Origin of the sequence: Adhaeribacter pallidiroseus (assembly GCF_003340495.1) — a bacterium.
Taxonomy (GTDB): domain Bacteria; phylum Bacteroidota; class Bacteroidia; order Cytophagales; family Hymenobacteraceae; genus Adhaeribacter; species Adhaeribacter pallidiroseus.
Genome location: NZ_QASA01000001.1, coordinates 2,339,421 through 2,363,125 on the forward strand (window position 1 = coordinate 2,339,421; position 23,705 = coordinate 2,363,125).

General features: G+C 41.5%; 22 protein-coding genes and 1 tRNA gene. 12 read left to right on the forward strand and 11 right to left on the reverse strand.

Annotated elements, in window-relative coordinates:
* Positions 1–32 precede the first annotated feature (32 nt).
* Genes AHMF7616_RS09285 through AHMF7616_RS09305 form a run of 7 tightly spaced genes read left to right on the forward strand, consistent with a single transcriptional unit; the run spans position 33 to position 3,828 of the window.
* Positions 33–959, forward strand: a complete 927-nt coding sequence (locus AHMF7616_RS09285; RefSeq protein WP_115372644.1) for an RNA helicase — start codon at positions 33–35, stop codon at positions 957–959.
* 15 nt (positions 960–974) lie between these two features.
* Positions 975–1,106: a hypothetical protein gene (locus AHMF7616_RS27460; protein ID WP_262511716.1), complete on the forward strand. Its 132-nt coding sequence runs from the start codon at positions 975–977 to the stop codon at positions 1,104–1,106.
* Positions 1,093–1,227, forward strand: coding sequence for a hypothetical protein (locus AHMF7616_RS27465; RefSeq protein ID WP_262511717.1), 135 nt, complete (start codon positions 1,093–1,095; stop codon positions 1,225–1,227). The genes AHMF7616_RS27460 and AHMF7616_RS27465 overlap by 14 nt, the downstream gene beginning before the upstream one ends.
* 12 nt (positions 1,228–1,239) lie before the next feature.
* On the forward strand, positions 1,240–1,458 hold the full coding sequence (locus tag AHMF7616_RS09290; RefSeq protein WP_115372645.1) for a hypothetical protein: 219 nt from the start codon (positions 1,240–1,242) through the stop codon (positions 1,456–1,458).
* Positions 1,459–1,794, forward strand: a complete 336-nt coding sequence (locus tag AHMF7616_RS09295; RefSeq protein ID WP_115372646.1) for a type II toxin-antitoxin system PemK/MazF family toxin — start codon at positions 1,459–1,461, stop codon at positions 1,792–1,794.
* A 46-nt stretch (positions 1,795–1,840) separates the two neighbouring features.
* Positions 1,841–2,401 (forward strand): hypothetical protein, encoded by a 561-nt coding sequence (locus AHMF7616_RS09300; RefSeq protein WP_115372647.1) that lies wholly within the window; start codon positions 1,841–1,843, stop codon positions 2,399–2,401.
* A gap of 32 nt (positions 2,402–2,433) precedes the next feature.
* A complete protein-coding gene (locus tag AHMF7616_RS09305) occupies positions 2,434–3,828 on the forward strand; it encodes a tyrosine-type recombinase/integrase (protein WP_115372648.1) in 1,395 nt (464 codons plus the stop codon).
* Positions 3,829–4,169: 341 nt separating this feature from the next.
* On the opposite strand, the gene AHMF7616_RS09310 is transcribed toward AHMF7616_RS09305, so the two are convergent.
* The 3 genes from AHMF7616_RS09310 to AHMF7616_RS09320 form a co-directional block, all read right to left on the reverse strand.
* Positions 4,170–4,592: a helix-turn-helix domain-containing protein gene (locus tag AHMF7616_RS09310; RefSeq protein WP_115372649.1), complete on the reverse strand. Its 423-nt coding sequence runs from the start codon at positions 4,590–4,592 to the stop codon at positions 4,170–4,172.
* 32 nt (positions 4,593–4,624) lie between these two features.
* Positions 4,625–4,810, reverse strand: coding sequence for a type II toxin-antitoxin system HicA family toxin (locus AHMF7616_RS09315; RefSeq protein ID WP_115372650.1), 186 nt, complete (start codon positions 4,808–4,810; stop codon positions 4,625–4,627).
* A 263-nt stretch (positions 4,811–5,073) separates the two neighbouring features.
* On the reverse strand, positions 5,074–6,894 hold the full coding sequence (locus AHMF7616_RS09320; protein ID WP_115372651.1) for a glycoside hydrolase family 15 protein: 1,821 nt from the start codon (positions 6,892–6,894) through the stop codon (positions 5,074–5,076).
* Between the two features lie 297 nt (positions 6,895–7,191).
* Between AHMF7616_RS09320 and AHMF7616_RS09325 the strand changes: the two genes are divergently transcribed.
* Positions 7,192–8,883 (forward strand): arylsulfatase, encoded by a 1,692-nt coding sequence (locus tag AHMF7616_RS09325; protein WP_115375522.1) that lies wholly within the window; start codon positions 7,192–7,194, stop codon positions 8,881–8,883.
* A 193-nt stretch (positions 8,884–9,076) separates the two neighbouring features.
* On the opposite strand, the gene AHMF7616_RS09330 is transcribed toward AHMF7616_RS09325, so the two are convergent.
* Positions 9,077–9,409: a hypothetical protein gene (locus AHMF7616_RS09330; RefSeq protein ID WP_115372652.1), complete on the reverse strand. Its 333-nt coding sequence runs from the start codon at positions 9,407–9,409 to the stop codon at positions 9,077–9,079.
* Between the two features lie 238 nt (positions 9,410–9,647).
* A tRNA-Ser gene (locus tag AHMF7616_RS09335) sits at positions 9,648–9,738 on the reverse strand.
* A gap of 635 nt (positions 9,739–10,373) precedes the next feature.
* Between AHMF7616_RS09335 and AHMF7616_RS09340 the strand changes: the two genes are divergently transcribed.
* A complete protein-coding gene (locus AHMF7616_RS09340) occupies positions 10,374–13,508 on the forward strand; it encodes a choice-of-anchor tandem repeat GloVer-containing protein (protein ID WP_115372653.1) in 3,135 nt (1,044 codons plus the stop codon).
* Between the two features lie 223 nt (positions 13,509–13,731).
* On the opposite strand, the gene AHMF7616_RS09345 is transcribed toward AHMF7616_RS09340, so the two are convergent.
* From AHMF7616_RS09345 to AHMF7616_RS09370, 6 genes are read right to left on the reverse strand one after another with little or no spacing between them, the layout of a single operon-like run.
* A complete protein-coding gene (locus tag AHMF7616_RS09345; protein WP_115372654.1) occupies positions 13,732–14,802 on the reverse strand; it encodes an asparaginase in 1,071 nt (356 codons plus the stop codon).
* Between the two features lies 1 nt (position 14,803).
* Positions 14,804–15,574 (reverse strand): TatD family hydrolase, encoded by a 771-nt coding sequence (locus AHMF7616_RS09350; RefSeq protein ID WP_115372655.1) that lies wholly within the window; start codon positions 15,572–15,574, stop codon positions 14,804–14,806.
* A gap of 43 nt (positions 15,575–15,617) precedes the next feature.
* Positions 15,618–16,712, reverse strand: coding sequence for a glycosyltransferase (locus tag AHMF7616_RS09355; protein ID WP_115372656.1), 1,095 nt, complete (start codon positions 16,710–16,712; stop codon positions 15,618–15,620).
* A complete protein-coding gene (locus AHMF7616_RS09360; protein WP_115372657.1) occupies positions 16,709–17,338 on the reverse strand; it encodes a polysaccharide deacetylase family protein in 630 nt (209 codons plus the stop codon). The genes AHMF7616_RS09355 and AHMF7616_RS09360 overlap by 4 nt, the downstream gene beginning before the upstream one ends.
* A 10-nt stretch (positions 17,339–17,348) precedes the next feature.
* Entirely contained in the window at positions 17,349–18,491 is a 1,143-nt protein-coding gene (locus tag AHMF7616_RS09365; RefSeq protein WP_115372658.1) for a glycosyltransferase family 4 protein, read from the reverse strand.
* Between the two features lie 21 nt (positions 18,492–18,512).
* Positions 18,513–20,009: an oligosaccharide flippase family protein gene (locus AHMF7616_RS09370; RefSeq protein ID WP_317047638.1), complete on the reverse strand. Its 1,497-nt coding sequence runs from the start codon at positions 20,007–20,009 to the stop codon at positions 18,513–18,515.
* 247 nt (positions 20,010–20,256) lie between these two features.
* Here AHMF7616_RS09370 and AHMF7616_RS09375 point away from each other — a divergent pair, with 247 nt between their 5' ends.
* The 3 genes from AHMF7616_RS09375 to AHMF7616_RS09385 all read left to right on the forward strand — a co-directional run bounded on the left by AHMF7616_RS09375 (position 20,257) and on the right by AHMF7616_RS09385 (position 23,699).
* Positions 20,257–21,021, forward strand: coding sequence for a class I SAM-dependent methyltransferase (locus AHMF7616_RS09375; protein ID WP_115372660.1), 765 nt, complete (start codon positions 20,257–20,259; stop codon positions 21,019–21,021).
* 81 nt (positions 21,022–21,102) lie between these two features.
* Positions 21,103–22,254: a GumC domain-containing protein gene (locus AHMF7616_RS09380; protein WP_115372661.1), complete on the forward strand. Its 1,152-nt coding sequence runs from the start codon at positions 21,103–21,105 to the stop codon at positions 22,252–22,254.
* Positions 22,251–23,699, forward strand: coding sequence for an O-antigen ligase family protein (locus AHMF7616_RS09385; protein ID WP_115372662.1), 1,449 nt, complete (start codon positions 22,251–22,253; stop codon positions 23,697–23,699). Before AHMF7616_RS09380 ends, AHMF7616_RS09385 begins: the two co-directional genes overlap by 4 nt.
* Positions 23,700–23,705 lie beyond the last annotated feature (6 nt).

Consider the following 23,705-nt stretch of genomic DNA (forward strand, 5'->3'; position numbering starts at 1 on the left):
TTGAAATTTATATATTTTAATAAATTAAAATTATGGCAAAGGAAAAGGAAGAACCTACTGCTAATCAAAAGCATGAATCGGAAGATAAAAAAACACCTGATAAAAAGCCCACTTGTGGTCTAATTATGCCAATAAGTGCCATTGGCAATTTACTTGAAAATCATTGGAGGGAGGTCAAGAACATATTAGTCAGCACAATTAGTGAATTAGGATTTGAAGCAAAATTAGTCAGTGAAGATCAAGACATAGGTGTCATTCATAACCGAATCGTTAACAATATTTATAATAGCGATATAGTAGTTTGCGACATAAGTGAAAAGAATCCTAACGTTATGTTTGAATTGGGATTACGATTAGCATTTGATAAACCAACCATCTTGATTAAAGACGAGGCTACAAGTTATCCTTTTGACATAGGCTTAATTGAACATATTCCATACCCAAGGGATTTAAGGTATTACGGCGTGGAAAAATTTAAAGCTGATATTAGGGAAAAGTTGCCAGCAACATACGAAAAATCTAAATCTGGTGAAGGTTATACAACATTTTTAGGACACTTCAAAAACATTAAACCAGCTAAGCTACAAGATAAAGAGGTAACAGGAATAGAATTTGTTATGAGACAATTACAAGACATCCAATCTCAAATTAGGAATATATCATTGAGCAATTCTTCAAATGATTATTATAAAAAGTTAATAACCTATAATCAAAAATTGAATAAATTAAAAATTAACTCTTCAAGGGCTACTGATGATGAAGTACGATTTAGAGCAACAGTTAGAGATGAGTTTTTCAAATTTTTTGCTGAAAATAATATTCCTGTAGATAATGTAAAACAAGATGAAGTATTCTATTCAGTGTTGAACTATATATTTGACAATATAAAATATACAGATTACGATATTGCAGATATAGTTGATGTTGTTCAAAGATTACAAAGGGATGTTTATAGATAGTTTTTTAAATATATTGTGCAAGTAAAACGCTACCTGGATAAAACCAAGGCAAATAAGTTAGGTATGGCCCCTATTTACCTGGTGGTTCATTGGGATGGTAATAGAACCAAGCTATTTCCTAATGAAAAAACCCATGTGGATGCCTGATGAAATTATTGCCAATCTCAAGATCTGTGAATCGGAAAAGGCTGGTTTACAGGAGCAATTAAGATTAAAAGACCAATTATTGGCCATGAAGGATGAGTTAATAAATCAGTTAAGAAAGTAAGAAAGTAAGAAAATGAGAACAGTAGAAATATCAGTAAAGGATCAGGATTTCTCCAGGTTGCAAAGCATTTTGAAGCAACTAGATTTTATTGAAGCAATAAAGGAAAAAGAAAAAACGCCTATTTCGGAAACTGCTTTGCTATCCGAGCAAGCTTTAGCTGAAGATTGGGATAGTGAAGAAGACAGCCGGTATGAACAATTATATAAAAATACAGCTCAAGGCACTACCTAAATGAAGTACAAACAAGGCGATATTGTCTGGATTAATTTTCCTTTTACGGATGGTAGTCAATCTAAACCTCGGCCAGCCTTAATTCTATCAAATACCCGAGTTAATGACACCGGTGATTATATCTTGGTACAGATAACTTCCAAGGTAAGAAATGATGGATTATCGCTGGCTATTTCAGTTAATGACTATCGGCTATCGCCACTGCTATTAACTAGCTATGTCCGAATCCACCGAATTTTTACCTCCAATGAAGCCCTTATTTCGAGTAAAATATCAGCCGTAACGGATAGATTCACACAAAAAGTGATAAATCAGCTAATACTCCTACTGCAATAGGCTGGATTACTAAAGGAAATAAATAACCTGTTAAAATATAAAATAAATGAGCATAACGAAAATAAAGCAAATTGAAGATTTAAAAGTATCACTTAATGATATCAAAGCTTCGTTAGCTGAAGCGGTAAAAAATTCTAAAGAAAAATTTTCTAAATCTGTAGGTCAAGAATATGAAGACTTTTTTAAAGGAAAGGGATTTATAGTTGATTCATTATCAAATTTTAGCGGAAAAATTGCAAGCTATGGTACTTATTCAATTACCTTAAAATTTCCAAATTCTGATTTTACTTCTTATAAATTAGATTTACCTGAACCTAATCAGGCAGCTTACCTTATCAAAATATTTTCCAAAAACATTCCTACAGGAAATACTAGTAGGATTATCCCACAAGAACCTGATCAAAGGCTTAATGCAGAAATTCAGTTTTTACAAGAACAAATATTTATTGCCAAGAAGGAAAAGGAAAATGCATCTTCTGAAAAGTATTATTTCCAAGTAACCAATGATGTTAGTAGCCGACAAATGATGTATTCAGGCCCACCAAAAAGCTATAAAAAGGATTTTGAAAGCTTCACAGACTTACTTCAGGAATTAATAAAGGATTAGTAAAACAAAAAAATTTAGAGTTCCTGAAGTTAATGCAAGTAAAACGCTACATCATAACTAGCAAAGTAAATAAGTTGGGTATGGCTCCCATCTACCTAACGGCTAGTTGGGATGGCAAGCGCTTGAAGTTATTTCCGGAAGAAAAAGTACACCTGGAGGCTTGGGATAATAAACTGAAAAAAGTTAAACCAAAGCAAACCTATACCACTCGGATTAATGGTAAGCTGGAAGCTGTTGAAATTGCCTTAACGGAGTTGTATGATAATGCCCGAAAAGCCAATAAAGCATTAACCGAAGCAGAAGTTAAAACGGAATTTGACAAGGCTGCCGGTTTTACCGTCATATCTGCCCAAGAGTTATCTGCTAGTGCCAAGAAAATTTTACAGCACCTTTCACCAAAAAAGGAAGCCGAACCCGAATTGGAATCACCCTTTCTCCAGCTCATGGATAGCTGGATTAATCACAAAAAATTAGAGAGGGATTCTAAAGGCAACCGGTTAGAAGCAAGCACCATCACCGCCTTAAAAGCTAGCCGTGATCGCTTAATAGATTTTGAAGCTACTACCAAATTTAAGCTTACTCTGGCTAAAATGGATAACCTATTTTTTCAGGCATTTTTAAATTATATGCTAGAAAATTTGGGCCAAAGTATAAACACGGTTGGCAAACACATCAAGCGATTGACTGAATTTTTAGAGTGGTGCGAAGATCAGGATTTGGAAGTTAACCGGAAGTACCGCAAAATGTCGGTAACCGAGGAATACCAAGAGGTTGAATCGCTAACCGAAGAGGAAGTTCACCTGATTTACAATCTGGATTTTAGAACCCAACAAGCCGTTGATTTTGTCAAGCAATGTTTTCGGGAAGAATATAAGAAAGAAATTAACCGGCTCATGCTGGCCCAGCGCATTAAAGTTTTGGAAGAAATGCAGGATGTTTTCTTGTTCCTCTGCTATTCCGGAATGCGAATTTCTGATGCTTTTACTTTTACGCCGAAGGATATCCATAATGGAATTATCAAAATTAAAGCGGGTAAAACCAAGAAGCATAATATCTGGTGCTACATTCCTTACTACGACGATGCTATTTTTAAGCCGGTGGAGATTGTAACCAAGTACCAAGGCAAATACAACACCTGCCTACCGGTAAATAAAGGCATTAATTCCTATTTAAAATATATTGGTAAGTTCGCCGGCATAACCAGGTTAGAGCTTACTACTAAGATTGGCCGCAAAACGTTTGCCACCTTAAAGCTCTACCAAGGGGTGCCTGATCGGATGGTTATGCAGGCCACCGGCCACAAAACCGAGAAAGCATTTGTGCGCTACATCGGCGTTAACACCATTAAGCTGCTGGAAAATTTTCAAAAGAGATCCCAAATTTCGGTGCCAGTTTCGGTGCCACTTTTGGAAGAACAGAATAATTAAGGCACCTTAAAGAGAAAAGGCAATTTCTAAAAAAGTGCCTTTACGAATGTTTCTGTAAGGTTTGGTAAGGGCGCACGAAGCAGTTAAGAATCCCGTCCGGACCGCAAAAAAGTCCTTAGATTAATTTCTAAGGGCTTTTTTATTTTTATGGGTGCTACTTAACTTATACCATAAAAGGATTGTAATTTGCTTCATTGATTAATCTTTTTAAATCAACTAAAAAACTTTATTAGGTTAATTTACAAAGATTCTTTTGCGAATTTTACTTAGGTTATCTACAGATAACTTAAAATAAAACCCGAACAAATGATGCTGAGTTTGATTCTAGTTCATTAGTATAATTATGCCGCTGAAGATACACTTATATTTACGTTCTTTAAAGCCGTAGCTAATTTATGAATAGCTTCTTCAATTTTCCGTACCTGGTCCGCGGAAGGATGTTTTAAACCTGATGCATATTGCCGCACTAAGCTAGAATTTAGACCGGCCAGCTCAGCAATTTTAGACTGCTTCAAAAAGTTGAATTCCTGAAAAAAGGCTTGCACATCGTACGTAAATTCAAATTTTAATTCTTTTACGTTAAATTGGTTCCAGGCCGCATCAGCAGCTCCTTCGTGCTGAATATAATCTTCAATTAATAAGATCAGGTTAGTCACAACCTCTTTGGTAGTTTCTCCCACCGTTAAAGGCATAAAGTCGCCAATGTCCTCTATGCGTGCCCAGAGCTCACTTTCATTCTTTTCGATAATTACCGTTATTTTCATCTTGGGGTGGTTTTTAGTAAAAGACTGCCAAGCTACTTTAACTCAGCTTGCTTCAGAATTGCATTAAGAGTACCAATTTTTAGATCTTGTTTTCCGTGGTCGGGTATTGGAATAGTCTCTAATTTCGTTGGATGCTTGAAAATCCGGTGGCTTCCTGTTTGTCTAACCTGGTACCAGCCATTCTTCTCGAGCAGCTTAATTAAATCCTTGGCTTTCATATTTTGAATGTAACAGAATCGTTACCTATTTGCAAAAATAATTTCATTCGCCGTAAATGAAATTAAATGTATCTGTTACATTATCTAGGTTAATCTCTTGATCAAAATCTTTTCTTTGACTAATATTAGTATAATGGTTATCTGTTTAAATGAAAGACAGCAGTTATAAATTTAAAAATTTTACCAGATAGATTTTAAAATTAAATTTAAGCAGATCATTAGCAGTCTTCTAGCAAAAAAACAATCTTATAATTTAAAAATACCTAAGAATAAATCCGATCCAACTGCTTGTTTAACTCCATGGCGGCACTGATTAAAGCCAGGTGCGTAAAGGCTTGCGGGAAATTGCCTAAGTGTTCGCCTTTTTTGCCTAGTTCCTCACTAAATAAGCCTAAGTGGTTCGCGTAACCCAGCATTTTCTCAAAATTTTCGACGGCCCGGTCTACTTGGCCGCTTTTGGCTAAAGCCTCGATGTACCAAAACGAGCACATGTTAAAGGTACCTTCTTCCCCATCCAGGCCATCTACTTTTTCAAAAGAATTTTGGTAGCGGTAGATTAATACATCTAATCGCAGCCGATCATCAATTACGGCCAGAGTAGAGACCCAGCGGGGCTCCAGCGGCGAAATAAAATGGACTAAAGGCATGAGCAAAACGCTGGCATCTACTACCTGGGCTCCTTTGTACTGCACCCAAGCTTTTATCTCGTCGTTCCAGAAATTATGATAAATGTCTAAGTAAATCGCATTTCTTCCCTCAGTCCATTCGGTTACCGGAAAAGGAAAAGAGCGTGATTCGGCAATTTTAATGGCCCGATCCAGGGCCACCCAGCACATTAAACGCGTATGTAAAAATTCTTTTTTCTCGTTCCGGATTTCCCAAATACCGTGATCGGGTAATTGCCACTGCTGGATAACCGCTTCAACCATTTGCGTTACGATATTCCAAAACGCATAAGTGATTGGTTTGTACGACTTATTATAAATATAGATGGTATCAATCAGCTCGCCGTAAATATCGATCTGCAACTGGCTCATGGCACCATTACCAATCCGAACCGGTTTAGAGTTTTTGTAACCTGCTAAGTGCGGCAGTTCTTTTTCTTCTAAATCGGTCGTACCATCCACCCCATAAATTAATTGCAGCTTATTTCCCTGGCATTGTTTAAAGATCCAGGTTAAAAAGTTAGTAGCTTCCTCATTCAGGCCCAACCGCAGAAACGCATACATGGTAAAGGCCGCATCACGGATCCAGGTGTACCGGTAATCCCAGTTGCGGTTGCCACCAATAGTTTCGGGCAAACCAAAAGTAGCGGCGGCTATTACCGAACCAAACTGACTGGAGGTTAATAATTTTAAAGTGATAGCAGACCGATGTATCAATTCGCTCCAACGGCCTTTATAGCTGGATTTGCTCAGCCAGTTGCGCCAAAAACCTAAAGCTTGTTGGTAAGTATCCTGCGTGTATTGCGCTATATCGGTAATACTACTTGCTTTACCAGCACTAACCGATTCCAGCACAAAATGTACTATCTCCGTTTCTTTTACCGTAAATTCAGCGTAGCCATCGGCACCAGTTACTTGCAAAGGCACATCGGCCAAAAGGCGTAACTGAATAGCTGAATCTGGTGCGGTGGTGAAAGTTATTTGATTATTGTTGAGGGTACAAGTATGGGTGGCGGCTGCATAATAGAACCGGGGAGCACAATGCAGCCGAAACGTGAGGTTACCGCGTACTGCTTTTACTTTTCTAACAATGGTACTCCCTTCCAGGTCCTGGTCACCCGGAAGTGGCATATAATCCATAATTTCGGCTATACCGTTATCGGAGAAAAAACGAGTCAGCAGGATGGCTGTTCCGGGTAAGTATAATTGTTTGTTCGTAAAATCACCCATTAATGGCTCAATGGAAAAATAGCCCCCTTGGTTAGCATCCAGCAAAGAAGCAAATACCGTCGGCGAATCAAACCGGGGAAAAGCCATAAAATCTATAGATCCCTTGGTAGAAACCAGAGCCACCGTTTTTAAATTGCCAATAATGCCGTAATTTTCGATAGGTTCATTCGGCCGGTTTTGATGTTGCATAAGCTTTTGTTTACAAAAATAAGGCAGTTGCCCGTTTAGGCTATTTGCTCCGGAAATAATACGCGTACATTAAAAATTGATTTACCAGACGCATTCCATTCACCAACACTCGTAATTTTTAAATTTTAAAAATTTTCGGATTACCTATTAATGCCCTGCCATACAAGTAAACAAACAAAAGTGATATTGTTTGTTTTATTTACAGGGAAAAGCAAAGCCGGGATAAAACAGCAGGCGTTCACTTTTTTGGCACCAGAAACATTTATTGATAATTACGCACCTCCTAAAAGATTACGTATGAACAAATTTTTAAATTTTAACGTGTTACTGGCTTTCATGTGTTTGGAATTATTTTGGGGTTGCAAAAGGCCCCAAACTGAAACGGTGTTTACGACAGATACACGTCCGAATATTATTCTTATTTTGGCCGACGACTTGGGATACTCGGATTTAGGTTGCTATGGTAGCGAAATTAACACCCCCAATCTTGATTATTTAGCCGCAAATGGGGTTAGATTTTCGCGGTTTTACAATACATCGCGGTGTTGCCCCACCCGGGCCGCCTTATTAACAGGTTTGTATAACCACCAAGCCGGCATTGGCGAAATGACTGAAGATCGTTCTCTTCCGGGTTACCGGGGTTATCTTACCGAAACTACAGTTACTTTGGCCGAAGTATTAAAAGAAGCTGGTTACCATACCGGCATGGTAGGAAAATGGCACGTCTCTAATACCGTAGTGCAACCAGAGGCAAAAGCGCAATTGGCCTGGTTGAATCACCAAAAACAATTTCCCTTGTTTTCACCAGTAGCGCAGTATCCTACCAACCGGGGGTTTGAGAAATATTACGGCAATATCTGGGGAGTGGTGGACTTCTTCGACCCTTTCAGTCTGGTAAATAATACTTCCCCGGTTGCATCCGTACCCAAAAATTACTACCATACCAATGCCTTGAGTGACTCGGCTGTTGCGTACATCCAGCAATTTAGTAAAGCAAACCAGCCATTTTTCCTGTACGTTGCCGAAACGGCTCCGCATTGGCCCTTGCATGCTTTGCCGGAAGATATTCAGAAATACAAAGATACTTACCAACTCGGGTGGGATGTAATTCGCGAAAAACGGTATCAAAAATTAATTAAACTAGGTTTAATTAATCCGGCCCTTTGTCCGTTATCTCCCCGGATTGACAATCAACTTAACTGGAAAGATAACCCGGACCAAGCCTGGGATGCCCGGGCAATGGCGGTACATGCCGCCATGATCGATCGCATGGATCAGGGAATAGGCAAAATGATTGCAGCTCTACGAGTTGCTAATGAATTAAACAATACCCTTCTTGTTTTCTTAAGTGATAACGGAGCTAGCCCAGAAGATGCTGCCGGTTACGGTCCTGGATTTGACCGGCCTAGTGAAACCAGATCCGGTGAAAGAATTGTTTACCCGGTGGATAAAAAAGTATTGCCGGGTCCCCAAAATACCTTTGCTTCTATTGGGCCCCGCTGGGCAAATGTTGCCAATACGCCGTTTCGGTACGCCAAAGCCCAGTCTTACGAAGGTGGTATCCGCACTCCCATGATTGCTTTTTGGCCAAAAGGGATAAAGAACAAGCCAGGAACCATCGTGCAACAAGAAGCACACGTTATGGATTTTATGGCAACTTTCACGCAACTGGCTCAAGCGCCTTATCCGGCTATCTATAAAGGCCGGCCAATAACTCCCATGCAGGGTATCAGTTTAGTAGCAGCCATAACAGGTGCCAAAGGTGAGATGCACGAGGCTTTATTCAACGAGCATTTTGGCGCCAGGTACGTCCGTCATCAGGGCTGGAAATTAGTTTCCCGAAATAAAGAAGAATGGCATCTATATAAAATAAACTCCGACGAAACAGAAACCAACAACCTGGCTGCACAATACCCCCATAAAGTAAAAGAATTAAACGAAATGTGGCAAAATTGGGCAACCAAGAATAAGGTGCTATCTAAACCTTAATCGTACACTTACAGTTTTTAAAGTACTGTGGCAGCAGTTTACCTATTTGTTTGCGTTCTTCCTGAATGAATGATTGCTGACTAAAAAAAGAAACAGCTGTGATAGCTGAATGAAGCCTGTTTTTAAAATTATCGGAGCCCGAGACTTTAAAATTTAAAAAAACCCTGGTGAGGAGGGCTTTTTAAATAAAGTTTTAAGCATTCGTTTCGGAACTGCTTGGTGTAACAGGTTCCTTTTTAGCAACGGAAGCTTTTGGTACCACCGTTGCTTTAACTTTATTAACCACCGCTTTGGCCGTCTCTTCCATGGTAGTTGCTAAGGTTGGTTGTTCTTCTGTTTTAATAGCTTTGCTTTTACGGGCTTTTTTTGGTTTTTCTGTTTTATCGGCAATTAATTTGGTTATTAATCCCGTGACAAAACCCAAAGCCAACTCCGTTCCGTGAACTTTAATCGCTCTTTTTAATTGCTTGGTTAGTTGTTTGGTGAGTTTCTTTCTTGATTTTCCCTTTTTTTTCTTCTTTGACATAAAATTTAATTAAGTGTGAATGGATGTAAGTTAAATAGATTGATAGTTAAAGTAAGTAAAACATTTTACAGGTAACAATAAGGTTATAACCAATTTTCAGCTTGCGGCCCTGAACCTCTCCTATTATATAGAGGAACCAACTTTCTTAGAAAGCTACTCTCGATAAGTTCATTTGTGTTCCAATCTTTAAAGCTAAAAAGCCTGTAAGACAACTTCTTACAGGCTTTTTAGCTTTTTCTGGCAGAGAGGAAGGGATTCGAACCCTCGATACCCTTTTGAGGTATACACACTTTCCAGGCGTGCTCCTTCAACCACTCGGACACCTCTCTGTTTACGGGAGTGCAAAAAAACAGATAATTATTTACCCACGCAAATTTACGGCTTACTTTCTCTTTACATTTAGCTGGCCTCTATCAGGCACATGTAAAATTAAAAATTTTTAACGCGGTTTCACGTTTCTGCTCTTCCAAAAGCAAGCCTCTGGCCAAAACGTAGATATAGCGGTGGGTTTTATCCTGAAAATACTTAAAAATAAGTATTTTTAATACCAAATATCTTTATACCTTGCATCTGTTAACAGCCTGTTCTACAAGGCTTTGTTGTCCTGTTAATCTTGTTGAATTAGTTTTTGGGTACTTATTTCAGATTCCTTTCTTTATTAAAATCCAGAACCATATTCTGGTAATTTTTAAATTTTAAACCTCTTTAGGCTGAGTTTTTTAGATTTTCTCAGCAGAATGTAATTATTGGACTTGCCCGTTCTCCATTTTATGAAATGAAAATTCGGCAGCATTACCGGCACTAATCATTGTTCCTGGCCGGAGCTAATAAAAAATTTTTTCATTTCGTTCGGATGTAATCAGCATAAAAATCAGGAATCAGATAAACGCACAGTTCGAGCACCTAATTTTTGGGAACGTTTTAATACTCCTTTTCTTCACCATATCTCCTAAATAAATTAACTATGAAGTCAACCTTACTGTTAACCAAATTTTTTCCATTTGCCCACCCGGGTCCCAGTATTGCCCGATTTTCGGCTTTATACCGGAAGCTGGGCAACTTTCCCTTAATTTATTATTGCTCAATTTTAGCAATGGGGCTTATATTAAGTGGGACACCTTTACGCGCCCAAGACGAATTGCTCGGACTTACTTCCGTGGGCGGTTCACAAGGAGCCGGCACTGCTTTTGGCATCAAAAGCAATGGCTCGGGCTTTAACGTTCAAAAAACCTTTGTGGAATCAGGTTACTATCCTTATGGTAATTTAATCAAAGGGTCTGATGGCAATTACTACGGCATGACCTACCAGGGAGGCCATAAGAATTATGGCTCTATTTTTAAAATGACGCCCGGCGGTTCCGTTACTATCCTGGTAAGTTTAGATTATTACATAACCGGAGGCAATCCCCGGGGCAGTTTATTACAAGGTGCAGATGGCAATTTTTATGGTATGACTTACCAGGGCGGGGCTAGTGGCTATGGTACTATTTTTAAAGTTACGCCGGCTGGTACTTTTACGCTGTTGCGGAATTTTAATGGGGAATTGGACGGACGTAATCCGGAAGGCAGTTTGGTGCAAAGTACCGACGGCAACCTATATGGCCTAACGCGCTATGGCGGTAGTAAAAAGTACGGCACTATTTTTAAAATTTCGCCATCGGGCACCTTCACGGTTTTAAAAAGCTTTGATTATACCACCTCCGGAGGTTACCCCCGAGGTAGTTTAGTTAGAGCAACAGATGGTAATTTTTACGGTATGACTTACCAGGGCGGTACCAGTTCGTACGGCACTATTTTCCGGATAACTCCGGCTGGGGTTTTCACCGTACGTCGGAATTTAGATTATAGCCTGACGGGCGGTTATCCCCAAGGTAGTTTAATACAGGCCACCAACGGCTCTTTGTACGGCATGACCTACCAGGGCGGTAGCAATGGATACGGCACCATTTTCCGGTTAACTTTAGCCGGGGCTTTTTCCGTGATCCGGAACCTAAGTTCCGCTTTAGACGGTAGTTACCCACTGGGCGATTTAATTCAAGGTTCCGATAACAATCTCTATGGCTTAACGAGTAATGGCGGATCTTTTAACTCCGGTACTATTTTTAAAATAACAACGGGTGGCGCTTATACGGTCCTGCATCACCTGGATAATATTAATGATGGCCGAAGTCCGCAGGGGAGTCTGGTGCAAGGCACCGGGAATAACTTTTACGGCATGACTCTGGAAGGCGGACCAGGTAAATTAGGAACTGTATTTCGTGTTTCTTCTGCCGGAGCTTTTTCAGTACTCACGTCTTTTCCGGAAGCAGGCAAAGGGCAAACGCCGCAAGGCAGCCTGATTCAAGCGCGAAACGGCAGCTTTTACGGATTTACCTCGTCGGGTGGGGTGTATAACCAGGGTACCGTCTTTAAATTGTGCGATGGCGTGTACTCTACCGTTTATTCTTTTAACGCGGCCGTTAGTGGCAGCAACCCACAAGGCGATTTGGTACAAGGCGCGGATAATAACTTTTACGGCATGACCCAGGATGGTGGTACGGCTAGTTACGGCACCATATTTAAATTAACGCCGGGTGGTACCCTTACGGTTTTACGTCATTTAGTTAATGCTACGGATGGCGGTAGACCGAAAGGAAATTTAATCCAGCACAACAATAACTTTTTCGGCATGACTACTATTGGCGGTGCTAATAATAACGGTACCATTTTTAGAATATCGCCTTCCGGTGCGTTCCAGATTTTAAAAAATCTGGATAATGCAACCACGGGTAGCAATCCGCAGGGCAGCTTAGTATTAGGCCAGGACGGCAATTTTTACGGCATGACTTCCCGGGGTGGCTCGAACAATTACGGTACTGTTTTTAAAATCACGCCTGCAGGAACCCTCACCGTTTTACGTAACCTGGATTCTACCAACGATGGACGGTACCCGGAAGGCAGTTTAATTCAAGCCACCGACGGCAACTTTTACGGCTTAACCAACAGTGGTGGATTGTTTGGCTACGGTACTCTTTTCAAAATAACTACTGGTGGCGTTTACACCGTTTTGCATCATTTTGATTTTTACAATGATGGCGGCCGGGCGGTAGGGAGCTTAGTACAAGGGAGTGGTAACAATTTATACGGCTTAACCCCGGATGGTGGGTATTTTGATGCGGGAACAATCTTTAAGATTACCACTACCGGTACTTTTTCTATTTTACGCCAACTAGAGCAAACTACCGATGGCGGCTTACCTACCGGAGAATTAATTGTGAGAAAAGCTAACCCTATCGCTAATGCGCAAACTGTTACCACCACCGAAGAAACGGCTAAAGCAATCACGCTAGTGGGTTCAGCCAGTGGTACGCCGCTAATTTACAGCATTGTTACTCCTCCCCAAAACGGCACCTTATCCGGCGGTACCGGAGCCAATCGCACCTATACCCCCAAAGCCAACTTCTCCGGCCAGGATTCATTTACTTTTAAGGTAATCTGGGGATGCCAGGAATCGGCGATTAAAACCGTATCTATAACTGTTACTAACCTGAACGATGCCCCCGTGCTGGCTGCCATTGGTGATAAAAACGCCGCGGTGGGTTCAAAGCTAAGTTTTACCGCCACAGCTACCGATGCGGATGCCGGCCAGACGAAAACATTTTCTTTAATCGGGGCACCGGCCGGAGCCAGCATCAATGCTAGTTCCGGAACCTTCACCTGGACTCCTACGGCGGAGGGTAGTTATTTTTTTAAAATTAAAGTTACCGACAACGGTACTCCGCAGCTCTCTGATGAAGAAATTATTACTGTCACGGTATCCGCCAGCCTAGTGCGTTTGGCCAGCCAGCAGGCAAAATCACCGGAACCGGAAAAAGTTAATACGGTAGAGCTATACCCCAACCCGGCCGTTCAGACAATTACCGTTAATTTACCCGAACCGGTAAGTACCTTGTCTACGATTATCAGCAATGCGGCGGGTAGTAGCGTACTGGTAAATAAACACCAACTGGTTACTCCCCAGCAAGTGCAGGTAAATGTAGAGCAACTACCGGCTGGTTTATATTTGTTTAAGGTCGATTTAAATCACAAACTGGAAACGCTGAAATTTATAAAACAATAATCATCCGCTCCATTATTTCTAAACTTGGTTCGACCACTCTGCCCCTTGGTAAAGTGGTCGAATTATTATTGGTAAAACAAAGGTTTTAAATTCAGGTTCAGGCTGGATTTTTTAAATTTTACAAGCTTGACCCGGTTGTTAGTAATGCCTTAGGTAAACCAAAAAGTAGCGGCCGGAAAGAATCTTTCCGGCCGTTACTTTTTAATCCCATTCAAAAATTTTTTTAATCTATAGTCATTTCGCCGCGTAAATCGGTTTGTAATAGCCGGCGGGTTTCTTCGGGTGGTAAATTTTGGCCCAGCACAAACATGAGCTTGGTGACGGCAGCTTCGCTGGTAATATCACTCACCCCGATAATGCCCATTTCTTCCAGATACTTACTATTCTGGTATTTCCCCTGGAAAACCCGTCCGCCATCGCACTGCGAAACATTTACGATAAACGTACCGCGGCTAATGGCTGCTTCCATAGCGTCTAAAAACCAACGGGCCGTCGGGGCATTACCCGAGCCATAACTCTCCAGCACTACGCCTTGCAAATTTTCGGTCAGTACCAGATTGCGAATAACATGTTCCGATAACCCCGGAAACAAGCGCAGCCGAACTACCCGATTATCTAATTTTTGATGGGCTTTAAACGGTCCGTTAGGTAGCGGCAGAATGTTCTTGACGTGGTATTCAATTTCAACCCCCGCTTGAGCCAATACCGGATAATTAGTTGATTTAAAAGCATTAAAGTGACTACTCTCTACTTTTTTAGACCGGTTTCCCCGCAACAATAAATCACCAAAATAAATACAAACTTCCGGCACAATACAAATACCCCGGCTGGTGGAAGTAGCAATCTCCAAAGCCGTGATTAAATTTTCGCGGGCATCGGTGCGCATTTTACCAATGGGCACTTGCGCACCCGTAAAAATAACCGGCTTTTGTAAATTTTCGAGCAGAAACGAAAGGGCCGAGGCCGTATAAGCCATGGTATCGGTACCGTGCAGGATCACAAATCCATCGAAGTCATCGTAATTTTGCTGGATTATGTACGACAGCACAATCCAATCGGCATCGGTAACGTCCGAGGAATCGATGGGTCGGGCAAAACTAATCAGGGACAAGTCAATATTTAGTTGCCGGAGTTCCGGCATTTTATCCATTATTTCGTTAAACTTAAAAGGCACCAAGTGGCGGCCGGTTTTATCAAATACCATCCCGATGGTGCCACCCGTATAAATAACCAACACCGAACCAACTGGTTCGAGGGTAACGGCCGTATTTAAATGAACTCTGCGTAATTTCATGTTATAAATTAAATAAATTACGGGTATTACGGGTTGTTGCTTCCGCTACTTGCGCCAAGTCAATTTGCTTAATATCTGCCACTCGTTGTGCAATAAGCGGCAGATAAGCCGGTTCGTTGCGCTTGCTGCGGTGAGGCACCGGAGCCAGGTACGGGCAATCGGTTTCTAATAAAAGATGATCCAGCGACACCTCCGGTACTAAGCGATCTAATCCGCCGTTCTTAAAAGTACTTACCCCGCCAATACCCAGGTAAAATTTTAAATTTAGGGCCCGTTGCGCTTGCTCCGGCGTGCCCGAAAAACAATGGAACACGCCAGTTAAGGTGCCATCTTGGGCAGCGGCTACTAACTCGTACGTTTCCTCAAAAGAATCACGGGTATGCAGCACGATAGGCAATTTGTATTGTTTCGCCCATTCTAGTTGAATAATTAAAGCTTCTTTTTGCTGGGGCAAAAAAGTTCTGTCCCAATACAAATCCAGACCGGTTTCGCCTATAGCAATAAAGGGCCGTTTGGTAAGCCACTCCTCTACCAGGTATAATTCTTTCTGAAAATCTTTCTTCACCGAACACGGGTGCAATCCCATCATGGGACGGCATATGCCCGGATAATCAGCTTCGGTTTGTAAAAGGCTATCGAGGGAGGTATGATCCACGTTCGGCATCAAGATTTGGCTTACACCAACTTCCTGAGCTTTCCGGATTACTGCTCCCCTATCGGGTTTAAACTCTGCGGCATAGATGTGCGCGTGTGAATCAATGTACTCGGGCATGCTTAAGCTTGGGTAAGTTTTTAAACCGCGAATTTACCCAAGCTTACGCATATTTACGTTGTTTCCAGGCAATTTTAACCGGTAAGAGGTAGTAAATAATAGAAGCAATGCCCAGGAACATCATAAAGAACTCATATACCAGTAATTGCCAGACATTAAATTTAAGGTTTACCCGCCGGGCACATAACCAGATAAAAACAGATTGCCAGGTAATTTTAGCTACTAAAATGCCCCAGTAAAACAAAGGGGTGGTTTCCTGGAAAAAAGGAATCCAAACGGGATAAAAACAAGAATATAAAATAAATACCGCCGACATATAATAGGGAATGTGGCTAATTCCCTCCATCCACCGCCGCCTTTGTCGCAGTAAATGGCCCATATCTACAGCTGGCGTGGAGAGTGCCAACACCGACTGATCAAAAATATTTACCGTATGAAAATGTCTTTTCACAACTTCCTGGTACAATTTGGCATCTTCGGTAATGGAAAACGGAATGTTTTCGTAACCGCCGGTGGCTTCGTAAGCTTCGCGGGTAATAAGCATATTGTTACCCATGGTAAAAACCGGTAAATCCAAGTCCGTTACTACCTGAAATAATCCCAGCGCATAAATCCAATCAATGGATTGCATTTTATCGAACAGCCGGGGGCCATTTACCGTGGTAATGCCCGTAACAATGCCAATATAAGGCCGCACGTGCGCCATCATAATCTGAATCCAAGTAGGTGGCACCTGAATGTCGGCATCGGTAATGAAGAAATAATTACTGGTGGCCATGTGGGCCAGGTGCGCTAACACATTGCCTTTGCCCCGGGCCATTCCCAGATTTTGAGTAATGGTAACGCATTTAAACTGCGGTTTGTCGTGGATAAACTGCCGCACTACCCGGTACGTGTTATCCGTAGAAGCATCGTCGCCAATGAGTACTTCAATTTTATCGCGCGGATAATCCAGCTGCTCAATGGCTTTTAAGCACCGGATGATGGTTTGTTCCTCGTTACGGGCTGCGATTAAAATGCTTACTTTCGGAAATACGAGCAACTGCTTGCGGTATCGCCGGCGATTTAACACCCACAAGCCCAGTATCACCAAGGAAACACTAAATAATATAGCAAAATAAATAACCTTCAGCATCATAATACTTTAAAGCTGTAACCTTGTTCAGCAAAATAGTGCAGATAACGTGGTAGCACGTACTGCAGGTTAGGAAACGCCTTCACGGAATCATGAAATACCACCACGGAACCGGATGTGGTTTTTTTCAAAGCCTGCTGCAAAATTTTTTCCGGCGCAAGAGTAATATCGAAATCATACGTAAGTATATCCCACATGATGACGCGATAAGTAGATTTAATTTTTAAAAATTGTTTTTGTTTGATTCTGCCGTAGGGAGGCCGGAATAATTTAACGCTGGTATTTTCCTGAATCTGATCTATTTGTTCCTGACACAAAGCAATATTCTGCACGTAAGTTTCGGTGGGCGTAGCCCAGCCCCGCAAATGATTATGGGTATGATTACCTAAGTAATGGCCTTGCCGCACTATTAGTTGGGCAATTTCCGGAAAACGACTAATGTTTTCGCCGACACAAAAAAAAATAGCTTTGGCTTGAAAATCTGCGAGTTGTTTTAACACAAACTCCGTTACCACCGGAATAGGTCCGTCATCAAAGGTAAGATAAATATTTTTTTCTGTATTTGGTTTACGCCAGGTATAATCCGGAAATAAATACCGCAACAAAGCTGGGGTTTTAAAAATACGCATGGCAGAAACGCTAAGAAGATAAAGGTAGATTTTGCACGGCCTCTTCCAGGCTTTGGTAAACCAATCCGGCTGATTTTTCCCAGGAATAACGTTGGTAATTTAAATGCCCTAATCGGGTGTAGTAATCTCTTTTTTCCGGATAATGATAAATTTGCACCATTGCCTGGCCTATTTCGTTCGGCGAATAAGGATCTACGAGCAAGGCGCTACCCGCCGCTACTTCGGGCATCGAGCTAATATTACTGGTAATTACCGGACAATTACATTTTTGGGCTTCCAGTATGGGTAAGCCGAATCCTTCGAAAAAAGAAGCAAAAACCAGCGCCAAAGCAGAACCATATAATTCCCGGATAACCGCATCCGAAACCCGACCGGTAAAAACCACATCTGCTTTATGCGTCATGGCGTTATAAGCTTTTAAAATGGCCCCGGCTTTCCAGGCTTTTCGGCCCGCAATAACCAATTTTACTTCGCTGCGCGTTAGATTTTTAAAATTATCGAATGCCCTAAACACATTTACCAGATTTTTACGCAGCTGCACCGCACCCACACAAACGAAATACATTTCGCCGGCGCAATATTTTTGCCGCAGCGCTATTTGCTGGGCATAAGGGGTGGGCTTAAAAAAGTTGGAAACGGCGCAAGGTGCCACCCGAATTTTGTCCGGTTCCACTTGTAAACTTTTAATTAAATCGGATTTCGTGAATTCAGATACCGTCAGCAATCGCCTGGAAGCTTCGGCAATACGCGGAATAAATTTTTGGTAATACCGCAGATCCAAGTATTTTTTCTCGACCGGAAAATGCAAATACGCCAAATCATGCAGCACGGTAACCCGGGGCACATTTGTGCGCAAGGTAGTCATGTTGTCTAATGATAAAAATACATCGGGCTGCAATTGTTGCAAAACCCGGGGCAACCTGATCTCAAACCAAAGATAATACAACACCAGATGCCGGGTGGGCGGATAAATAACAATCGGGGTTACGTTGGAGGCGTAAATAAACTGTTGGTGATAAGGCCGGTCGAACAAAAAATAAAAGTCGTGTTCCGGGTGTTGTATTACTAAGTGCCGTAAAATTTCGTGCGAAAACTTACCGATCCCCTCTAATTTATCGGCTAACAAAAAACGGGTATTCACAACTATTTTCATGCAAGAGGGCAAGGATATACTTTAATTTTTAGAAGAGAATAAATTGGCTTTAAGGTCGGCAATACGAACCACTTGGGTTATCAGTAATAATCCTAATAACGCCAGTCCCGCCAGGATAGTGTTTAGCCACCAGTTACCGGAAAGTAAAGATAACCCGTAAAAAATGGCGACTAAGGCGGCTGTACTTAAAGCTAATTTTAAAATTAACCAAATTGGCACCGCAATACCGATTTTAGGTTGCAGCAACCATAAATACCCTCCGGAAACCAGGGCGGCACTAATAAACGTGTTACAGGAGGCGGCCAAGGAACCATAAACCGGAATGAAAATAAAATTTAACATTACGTTTACTACAATGCTAACGGCTACCAATTTACTTACGGTTACTTCCCAGTTACTGGACGTTAGAACAGTGGAGTAAATGGCAAAAAAGCCATGCACCAACACATTGGCAAACAAAATTTTCAGATTTAAAAGCATTACCTGCATTTCGGCAGCCGAAGAGTTACTGAATTGCCAAAAAAGCTTTTCGCCGTAAAAAAACACAAATACGCTCACAAAAATCAAAGGTACGCTCACCATTACCTGCCCAAAATGCAATAACTTTTGCTGCTCTTGAGGTTCGCGCTGGTGGCGGGCAAATTTGGCAAAAAAAATGGGCAAAACCGTCCAAACGTACATCATCACGGCATCTACCCACCGGTAAGCTCCCGCATAAATGCCCGCTTCCTGGCTCGTGGCTAAGCGTTCCAGCATCACCATGTCTATTTTCTCGTTTATACCATACACCAGGTTGATTACTGCAAAAGGAAAGCTGAGTTTGACAAGTTGCATAAATTGCCGGGGTTGCCATTTGGCCGGAAAAGCGCCAAAGGTGCGCCGGAATATAAAATACAAAATCCCGAATGCCAGCAGCACCGAAGCCAGCCGGGCATACACAAAGGTTTCTAACGTTATGCCGTAGTACAAAAGAACCCCCACCAGAAACAACAGCAGAAAGCGCTCCAGTACCGACATTACTGAATCGAGATTAAACAGCTGGTGCGCCTGCAAAACGCCTCGTAAAAACAAGGTGAACTGGGTAAACGTAAATACAAATCCGATTAAAACAAGATAATACAACTCCGGGAGCCGGTAACCGATAAGCCACCCGGCTAACACCATTATAAAAGGAAATACGAAAGAAATAAGGGTTTTAAAAGGTAAAATTATGGGTAAATGGACCTTCATAAAAGAAGGAGTAGCGGCCGTCTGCTTGGTAAAGTAATGGTAAATGCCTAAATCACTGAGCGCTGTAAACAAAAAAGTAAAAGAAAAAAGAGCAGCAAATGTACCAAAAGCTTTATGCCCAATTTGGTTTTGCACTTTGTTTTCTAAAACCAGCCACAGCGGTTTTACGAGCAAATTAAGCAATACAACAAAGCTAATATTACCGAATAAATTTTTGATAAAGATGGAAGTAAGTGGTTGACGTAGGTTAAGTAACGCGGGCCGGTTTTTTAAATTTAATGGAGGCAGATAAGTAACAGGACAAAATTAAATTGATAAAAACCAAAGTTTAAGTACTTGATGATAAAATTATTAACGATCGAACAACGAACAACTAAAAACGACCAACTACCTAATACTACTACCGAAAACAAATATACGCATCCGGCTGCGGTTAACAAGAATTAACTCCCGCGACATTGGTAGCCTTAGCTCCCTGCCTAATTTGCATTTAAAGGTTTTTATGTGGTTTTTTGTATAAACAAAATTAATAATCATGAATTATATCCCCGAAAAATACTGGTCGAAAGTAGCCCAGGAGATTGCCCGAAGAAACAACGGGAATGTAATTGCCGGGGATGATGAACCTTACTATGCGTATAAGCGGCAACAGTTTCTGAAGGTTTTTAACAAAATAAATTTTCGGGGTAAATCGGTATTGGAGTTGGGCAGCGGACCGGGCGGAAATTTACGGGAAGTAGCCCAGCACCAACCTGCCCGTTTGGTGGGGGTGGATTTATCCCGGGACATGTTGCAGCTAGCGGCTCAAAATTTAAAAAACTTCCCCGTAGAACTCGTAAAAACCAATGGTTCCGGTATTCCTTTGCCCGACAACTCCATCGATGTGGTTTATTCGGTAACGGTACTCCAGCACAATACCGATTTTAAGATGTTTCGTTTGTACCTGGAAGAAATGGGCCGGGTAGCCCGCGAAAAAGTTATTCTGTTTGAACGAACCGAAAAAGTAGAACAAGGCGACGACCTAAATATGGGACGACCCGTAAGCACTTACGCCCAAATTTTAAAAAAACAAGGATATCAGTTAGTAACTACTCAATATTTACCCATTCACGTTAGTTATTATGTATGCGGAACGATCCGTAAATTATTTAATTCTAAAAACCGGATCGAAGGCGAACCTTTAAGTAAGTTTTCCTTATTTTTAGAAAAAGCAACTTTACCGGTAACCCGGCTCCTCGATCCTTTCCTGATCTTGAAAAAGGAAGTTACGAAAATGGAATTTCAAAAAACAAGCGTTTAATTTCTAGTGAATTATGCATTAATAGTTAAATTTTAAAATTAATGTTTTTTGATGTAAAATATAAAGCCTGTAGGAGAATGAATGGCGGCCCCGGAATATAGTTTAGTTCGTTTTTTACCCTTGCTGCAGAAATGGCGTTGGCCCCTGGGTAGTGTTACGGTAGCTGGTTTTTTAGTTAGCGTAGTAACCTCTTTATTACTGCCGAATATTTACCGTTCCACGGCTATCTTCTATCCCACTAATTTACCGGCGCTGGAAACTACCCTGAATCCGGAATTTACCAACCAGGAGCAGTTAGGCCTCAGCATGAGTTCCGATGATGCCGACCGCCTGATTAGTTTAGGTCAATCCGAGCCAGTGCTGCGTCATATTATTCAAAAATTTAATTTTGCACAGCATTACGGCTATTTAAACCTGGAAAATACCGACCTGGTCCGACAGAAAGTGCTGGAAGAATTATTATATAATTACCGCATTGCTCAAAATAACCGATCGGCGGTAGAAGTTTCTTTCGACGATAAAGACAGAAACTTTGCAGCCCGGGTGGCTAATGCCATCATGCAACAAATAGACACGGTAAACCAGCAACTAACCCGATTAAACCAGCAAAAATTAGTGCAGCGATTTGCCCAACGGCAAAAAGTTGTTAAAGCGGAATTACAAAAAATTCAGGACTCCTTATTTACCACCCGGCAGCAATATGGCATTTTTGGTTCTATTTCTCCCCAAACGCAAGATCGTCCGGAAAGCTACTTTTTGGCGCAGCGACTGGTGCAAACCGAAACAGACCTGCAACAAGCCCAGGCTACTTTAAAAAGCTACCAGGCCCAATTACCCTCTTCGCATACCAGCATAGTTTCCTTAAAGGCCGAAATAAAAGGATTACAAGCGGCCTTACTAGCCCTTAAAAATAAAAGCGGCGGCAGCAGCATTAACCTGGAATCTTACCTTGCCGGAACCGATAAAGTTACTCGCCTGGAAACGGCTTTTAACCTGTTGCAGGAAGAATATCAGAAAGCCCACCAAAATTACGAAGATGCCCGGCTTACCCTCAGCAATTATCCCACATCTTTGTACGTGGTGCAATCCGCTACTCCGGCCCTTAAAAAGGTGCGCCCCATTCGCTGGTTAATTGTGCTGGGATCTACTTTTCTCACTTTTACCCTGTCGGTGGTAGTAATCAGTATTCTGGAACGTAAGTGGTTGGTTCGCCGGGAAAAATACTACGCATGATTTTACCTGGGTATACATCTGGTATTTCGGCTATAAAAATTTACCTAGCTTTTAGTGTTCTTTTTTTGGTTAGTCTTTCGCTGGCTATTTACTACCAGAACCTGTACTATCTAATTTTGCCCGTTGTGGTGGTTGTTACGGCCATTCTGCTTATCGATTATACTATTCTGTATTATTTACTGCTATTAGCTATTCCTTTCTCCACCGAGGTAGACTTACCCAATGGCTTTGGTACGGATCTTTTTTCGGAACCACTCATTGTTTTACTAGCTTGTTGTACCCTGGGATCCTGGCTGCTGAGCGAAAAACCGGAAAGGCGCTTTTACCAGCATCCCTTAATTATATTGTTACTTATAATTTTTTGCTGGTCCGTAGCTACCACGTTGGTATCGCAAAATTACCTGCGATCGATAAAGTACTTACTGGCGAAAAGCTGGTATTTACTGGTTTTTGTTTTTTTAACGGGCCGCTTGCTTCGCCATACAACAACCTTGCGGCAATTTCTTTATATTTTTATTGCTGCATTAGGGGTGGTGGTAAGTATCACATTATTCCGGCATGCGCTCGTGGGGTTTTCTTTTGCGTTAGTTAATAAAATGGTTGCTCCCTTTCTCCGGAACCATGTAATGTACGGGGTACTAGCGGCGGCGGCTTTACCTTATGCCGTATATATTACCTGGCAGCAAAAAAATAAATTTTTAAAAATTTTACTGGGCACGGTTAGTTTGTTATTGCTAGCCGGCGTAATAGCTTCCTACACCCGGGCTTCTTGGTTGAGTTTACCTTTGGCAATAGTTTATGGTTTCCTCATTCGGTTTCGATTAACTAAATACCTGCTAATTTTTGTTTTAGTAACTGGCCTATCGGCAGTGCTGTATTTAAGTTCAAACTACCGGTATATGCAATACGCCCCGGATTACCAGAAAACTATTTTTAACCAGGACGATATAACCAAACACTTACAAGCAACCTATACCTTGCGCGATTTATCGGGTATGGAACGGGTTTACCGGTGGTTGGCGGCTAGTCGTATGGTTGCGGATAGGCCCTGGATGGGAAGCGGTCCCAATTCTTTTTACCCCGAATATTTAAAATACACCGTATCGCGGTTTACCACTTACGTAAGCGATAATCCCGAAAAATCAACCGTTCATAACTACTATCTTTTGCAATTTGCGGAACAAGGGTACATCGGCGGCTTTCTATTTTTGATTCTTACCGGTTATGCTTTATTGTTACCGGAAAAAATTTATCACCGAACAACTGCCCGATCGGAACACAAAAAACTTGTATTAGCGGCTGGTTTGTGCTTTTATATAATTACGGTGCATTTGTTTTTAAATGAACTGGTCGAAACTGACAAAATCGGCTTTTTATTTTATACTTCTTTAGTTGTGCTGGTCCGGTTGGATATCTGGACGGTTGAGAGCAAAACGTTTAATTAACGGATA

Coding starts and splice junctions, on each gene's coding strand:
- AHMF7616_RS09345 (WP_115372654.1), bottom strand. CDS start 14,802: ATGAAATTACGCAGAGTTCATTTAAATACGGCCGTTACCCTCGAACCA.
- AHMF7616_RS09385 (WP_115372662.1), top strand. CDS start 22,251: ATGATTTTACCTGGGTATACATCTGGTATTTCGGCTATAAAAATTTAC.
- AHMF7616_RS09340 (WP_115372653.1), top strand. CDS start 10,374: ATGAAGTCAACCTTACTGTTAACCAAATTTTTTCCATTTGCCCACCCG.
- AHMF7616_RS09330 (WP_115372652.1), bottom strand. CDS start 9,409: ATGTCAAAGAAGAAAAAAAAGGGAAAATCAAGAAAGAAACTCACCAAA.
- AHMF7616_RS09350 (WP_115372655.1), bottom strand. CDS start 15,574: ATGCCCGAGTACATTGATTCACACGCGCACATCTATGCCGCAGAGTTT.
- AHMF7616_RS09295 (WP_115372646.1), top strand. CDS start 1,459: ATGAAGTACAAACAAGGCGATATTGTCTGGATTAATTTTCCTTTTACG.
- AHMF7616_RS09375 (WP_115372660.1), top strand. CDS start 20,257: ATGAATTATATCCCCGAAAAATACTGGTCGAAAGTAGCCCAGGAGATT.
- AHMF7616_RS09320 (WP_115372651.1), bottom strand. CDS start 6,894: ATGCAACATCAAAACCGGCCGAATGAACCTATCGAAAATTACGGCATT.
- AHMF7616_RS09355 (WP_115372656.1), bottom strand. CDS start 16,712: ATGATGCTGAAGGTTATTTATTTTGCTATATTATTTAGTGTTTCCTTG.
- AHMF7616_RS09305 (WP_115372648.1), top strand. CDS start 2,434: ATGCAAGTAAAACGCTACATCATAACTAGCAAAGTAAATAAGTTGGGT.
- AHMF7616_RS09380 (WP_115372661.1), top strand. CDS start 21,103: ATGGCGGCCCCGGAATATAGTTTAGTTCGTTTTTTACCCTTGCTGCAG.
- AHMF7616_RS09300 (WP_115372647.1), top strand. CDS start 1,841: ATGAGCATAACGAAAATAAAGCAAATTGAAGATTTAAAAGTATCACTT.
- AHMF7616_RS09325 (WP_115375522.1), top strand. CDS start 7,192: ATGAACAAATTTTTAAATTTTAACGTGTTACTGGCTTTCATGTGTTTG.
- AHMF7616_RS09360 (WP_115372657.1), bottom strand. CDS start 17,338: ATGCGTATTTTTAAAACCCCAGCTTTGTTGCGGTATTTATTTCCGGAT.
- AHMF7616_RS09290 (WP_115372645.1), top strand. CDS start 1,240: ATGAGAACAGTAGAAATATCAGTAAAGGATCAGGATTTCTCCAGGTTG.
- AHMF7616_RS09310 (WP_115372649.1), bottom strand. CDS start 4,592: ATGAAAATAACGGTAATTATCGAAAAGAATGAAAGTGAGCTCTGGGCA.
- AHMF7616_RS09365 (WP_115372658.1), bottom strand. CDS start 18,491: ATGAAAATAGTTGTGAATACCCGTTTTTTGTTAGCCGATAAATTAGAG.
- AHMF7616_RS09285 (WP_115372644.1), top strand. CDS start 33: ATGGCAAAGGAAAAGGAAGAACCTACTGCTAATCAAAAGCATGAATCG.
- AHMF7616_RS09315 (WP_115372650.1), bottom strand. CDS start 4,810: ATGAAAGCCAAGGATTTAATTAAGCTGCTCGAGAAGAATGGCTGGTAC.
- AHMF7616_RS27465 (WP_262511717.1), top strand. CDS start 1,093: ATGTGGATGCCTGATGAAATTATTGCCAATCTCAAGATCTGTGAATCG.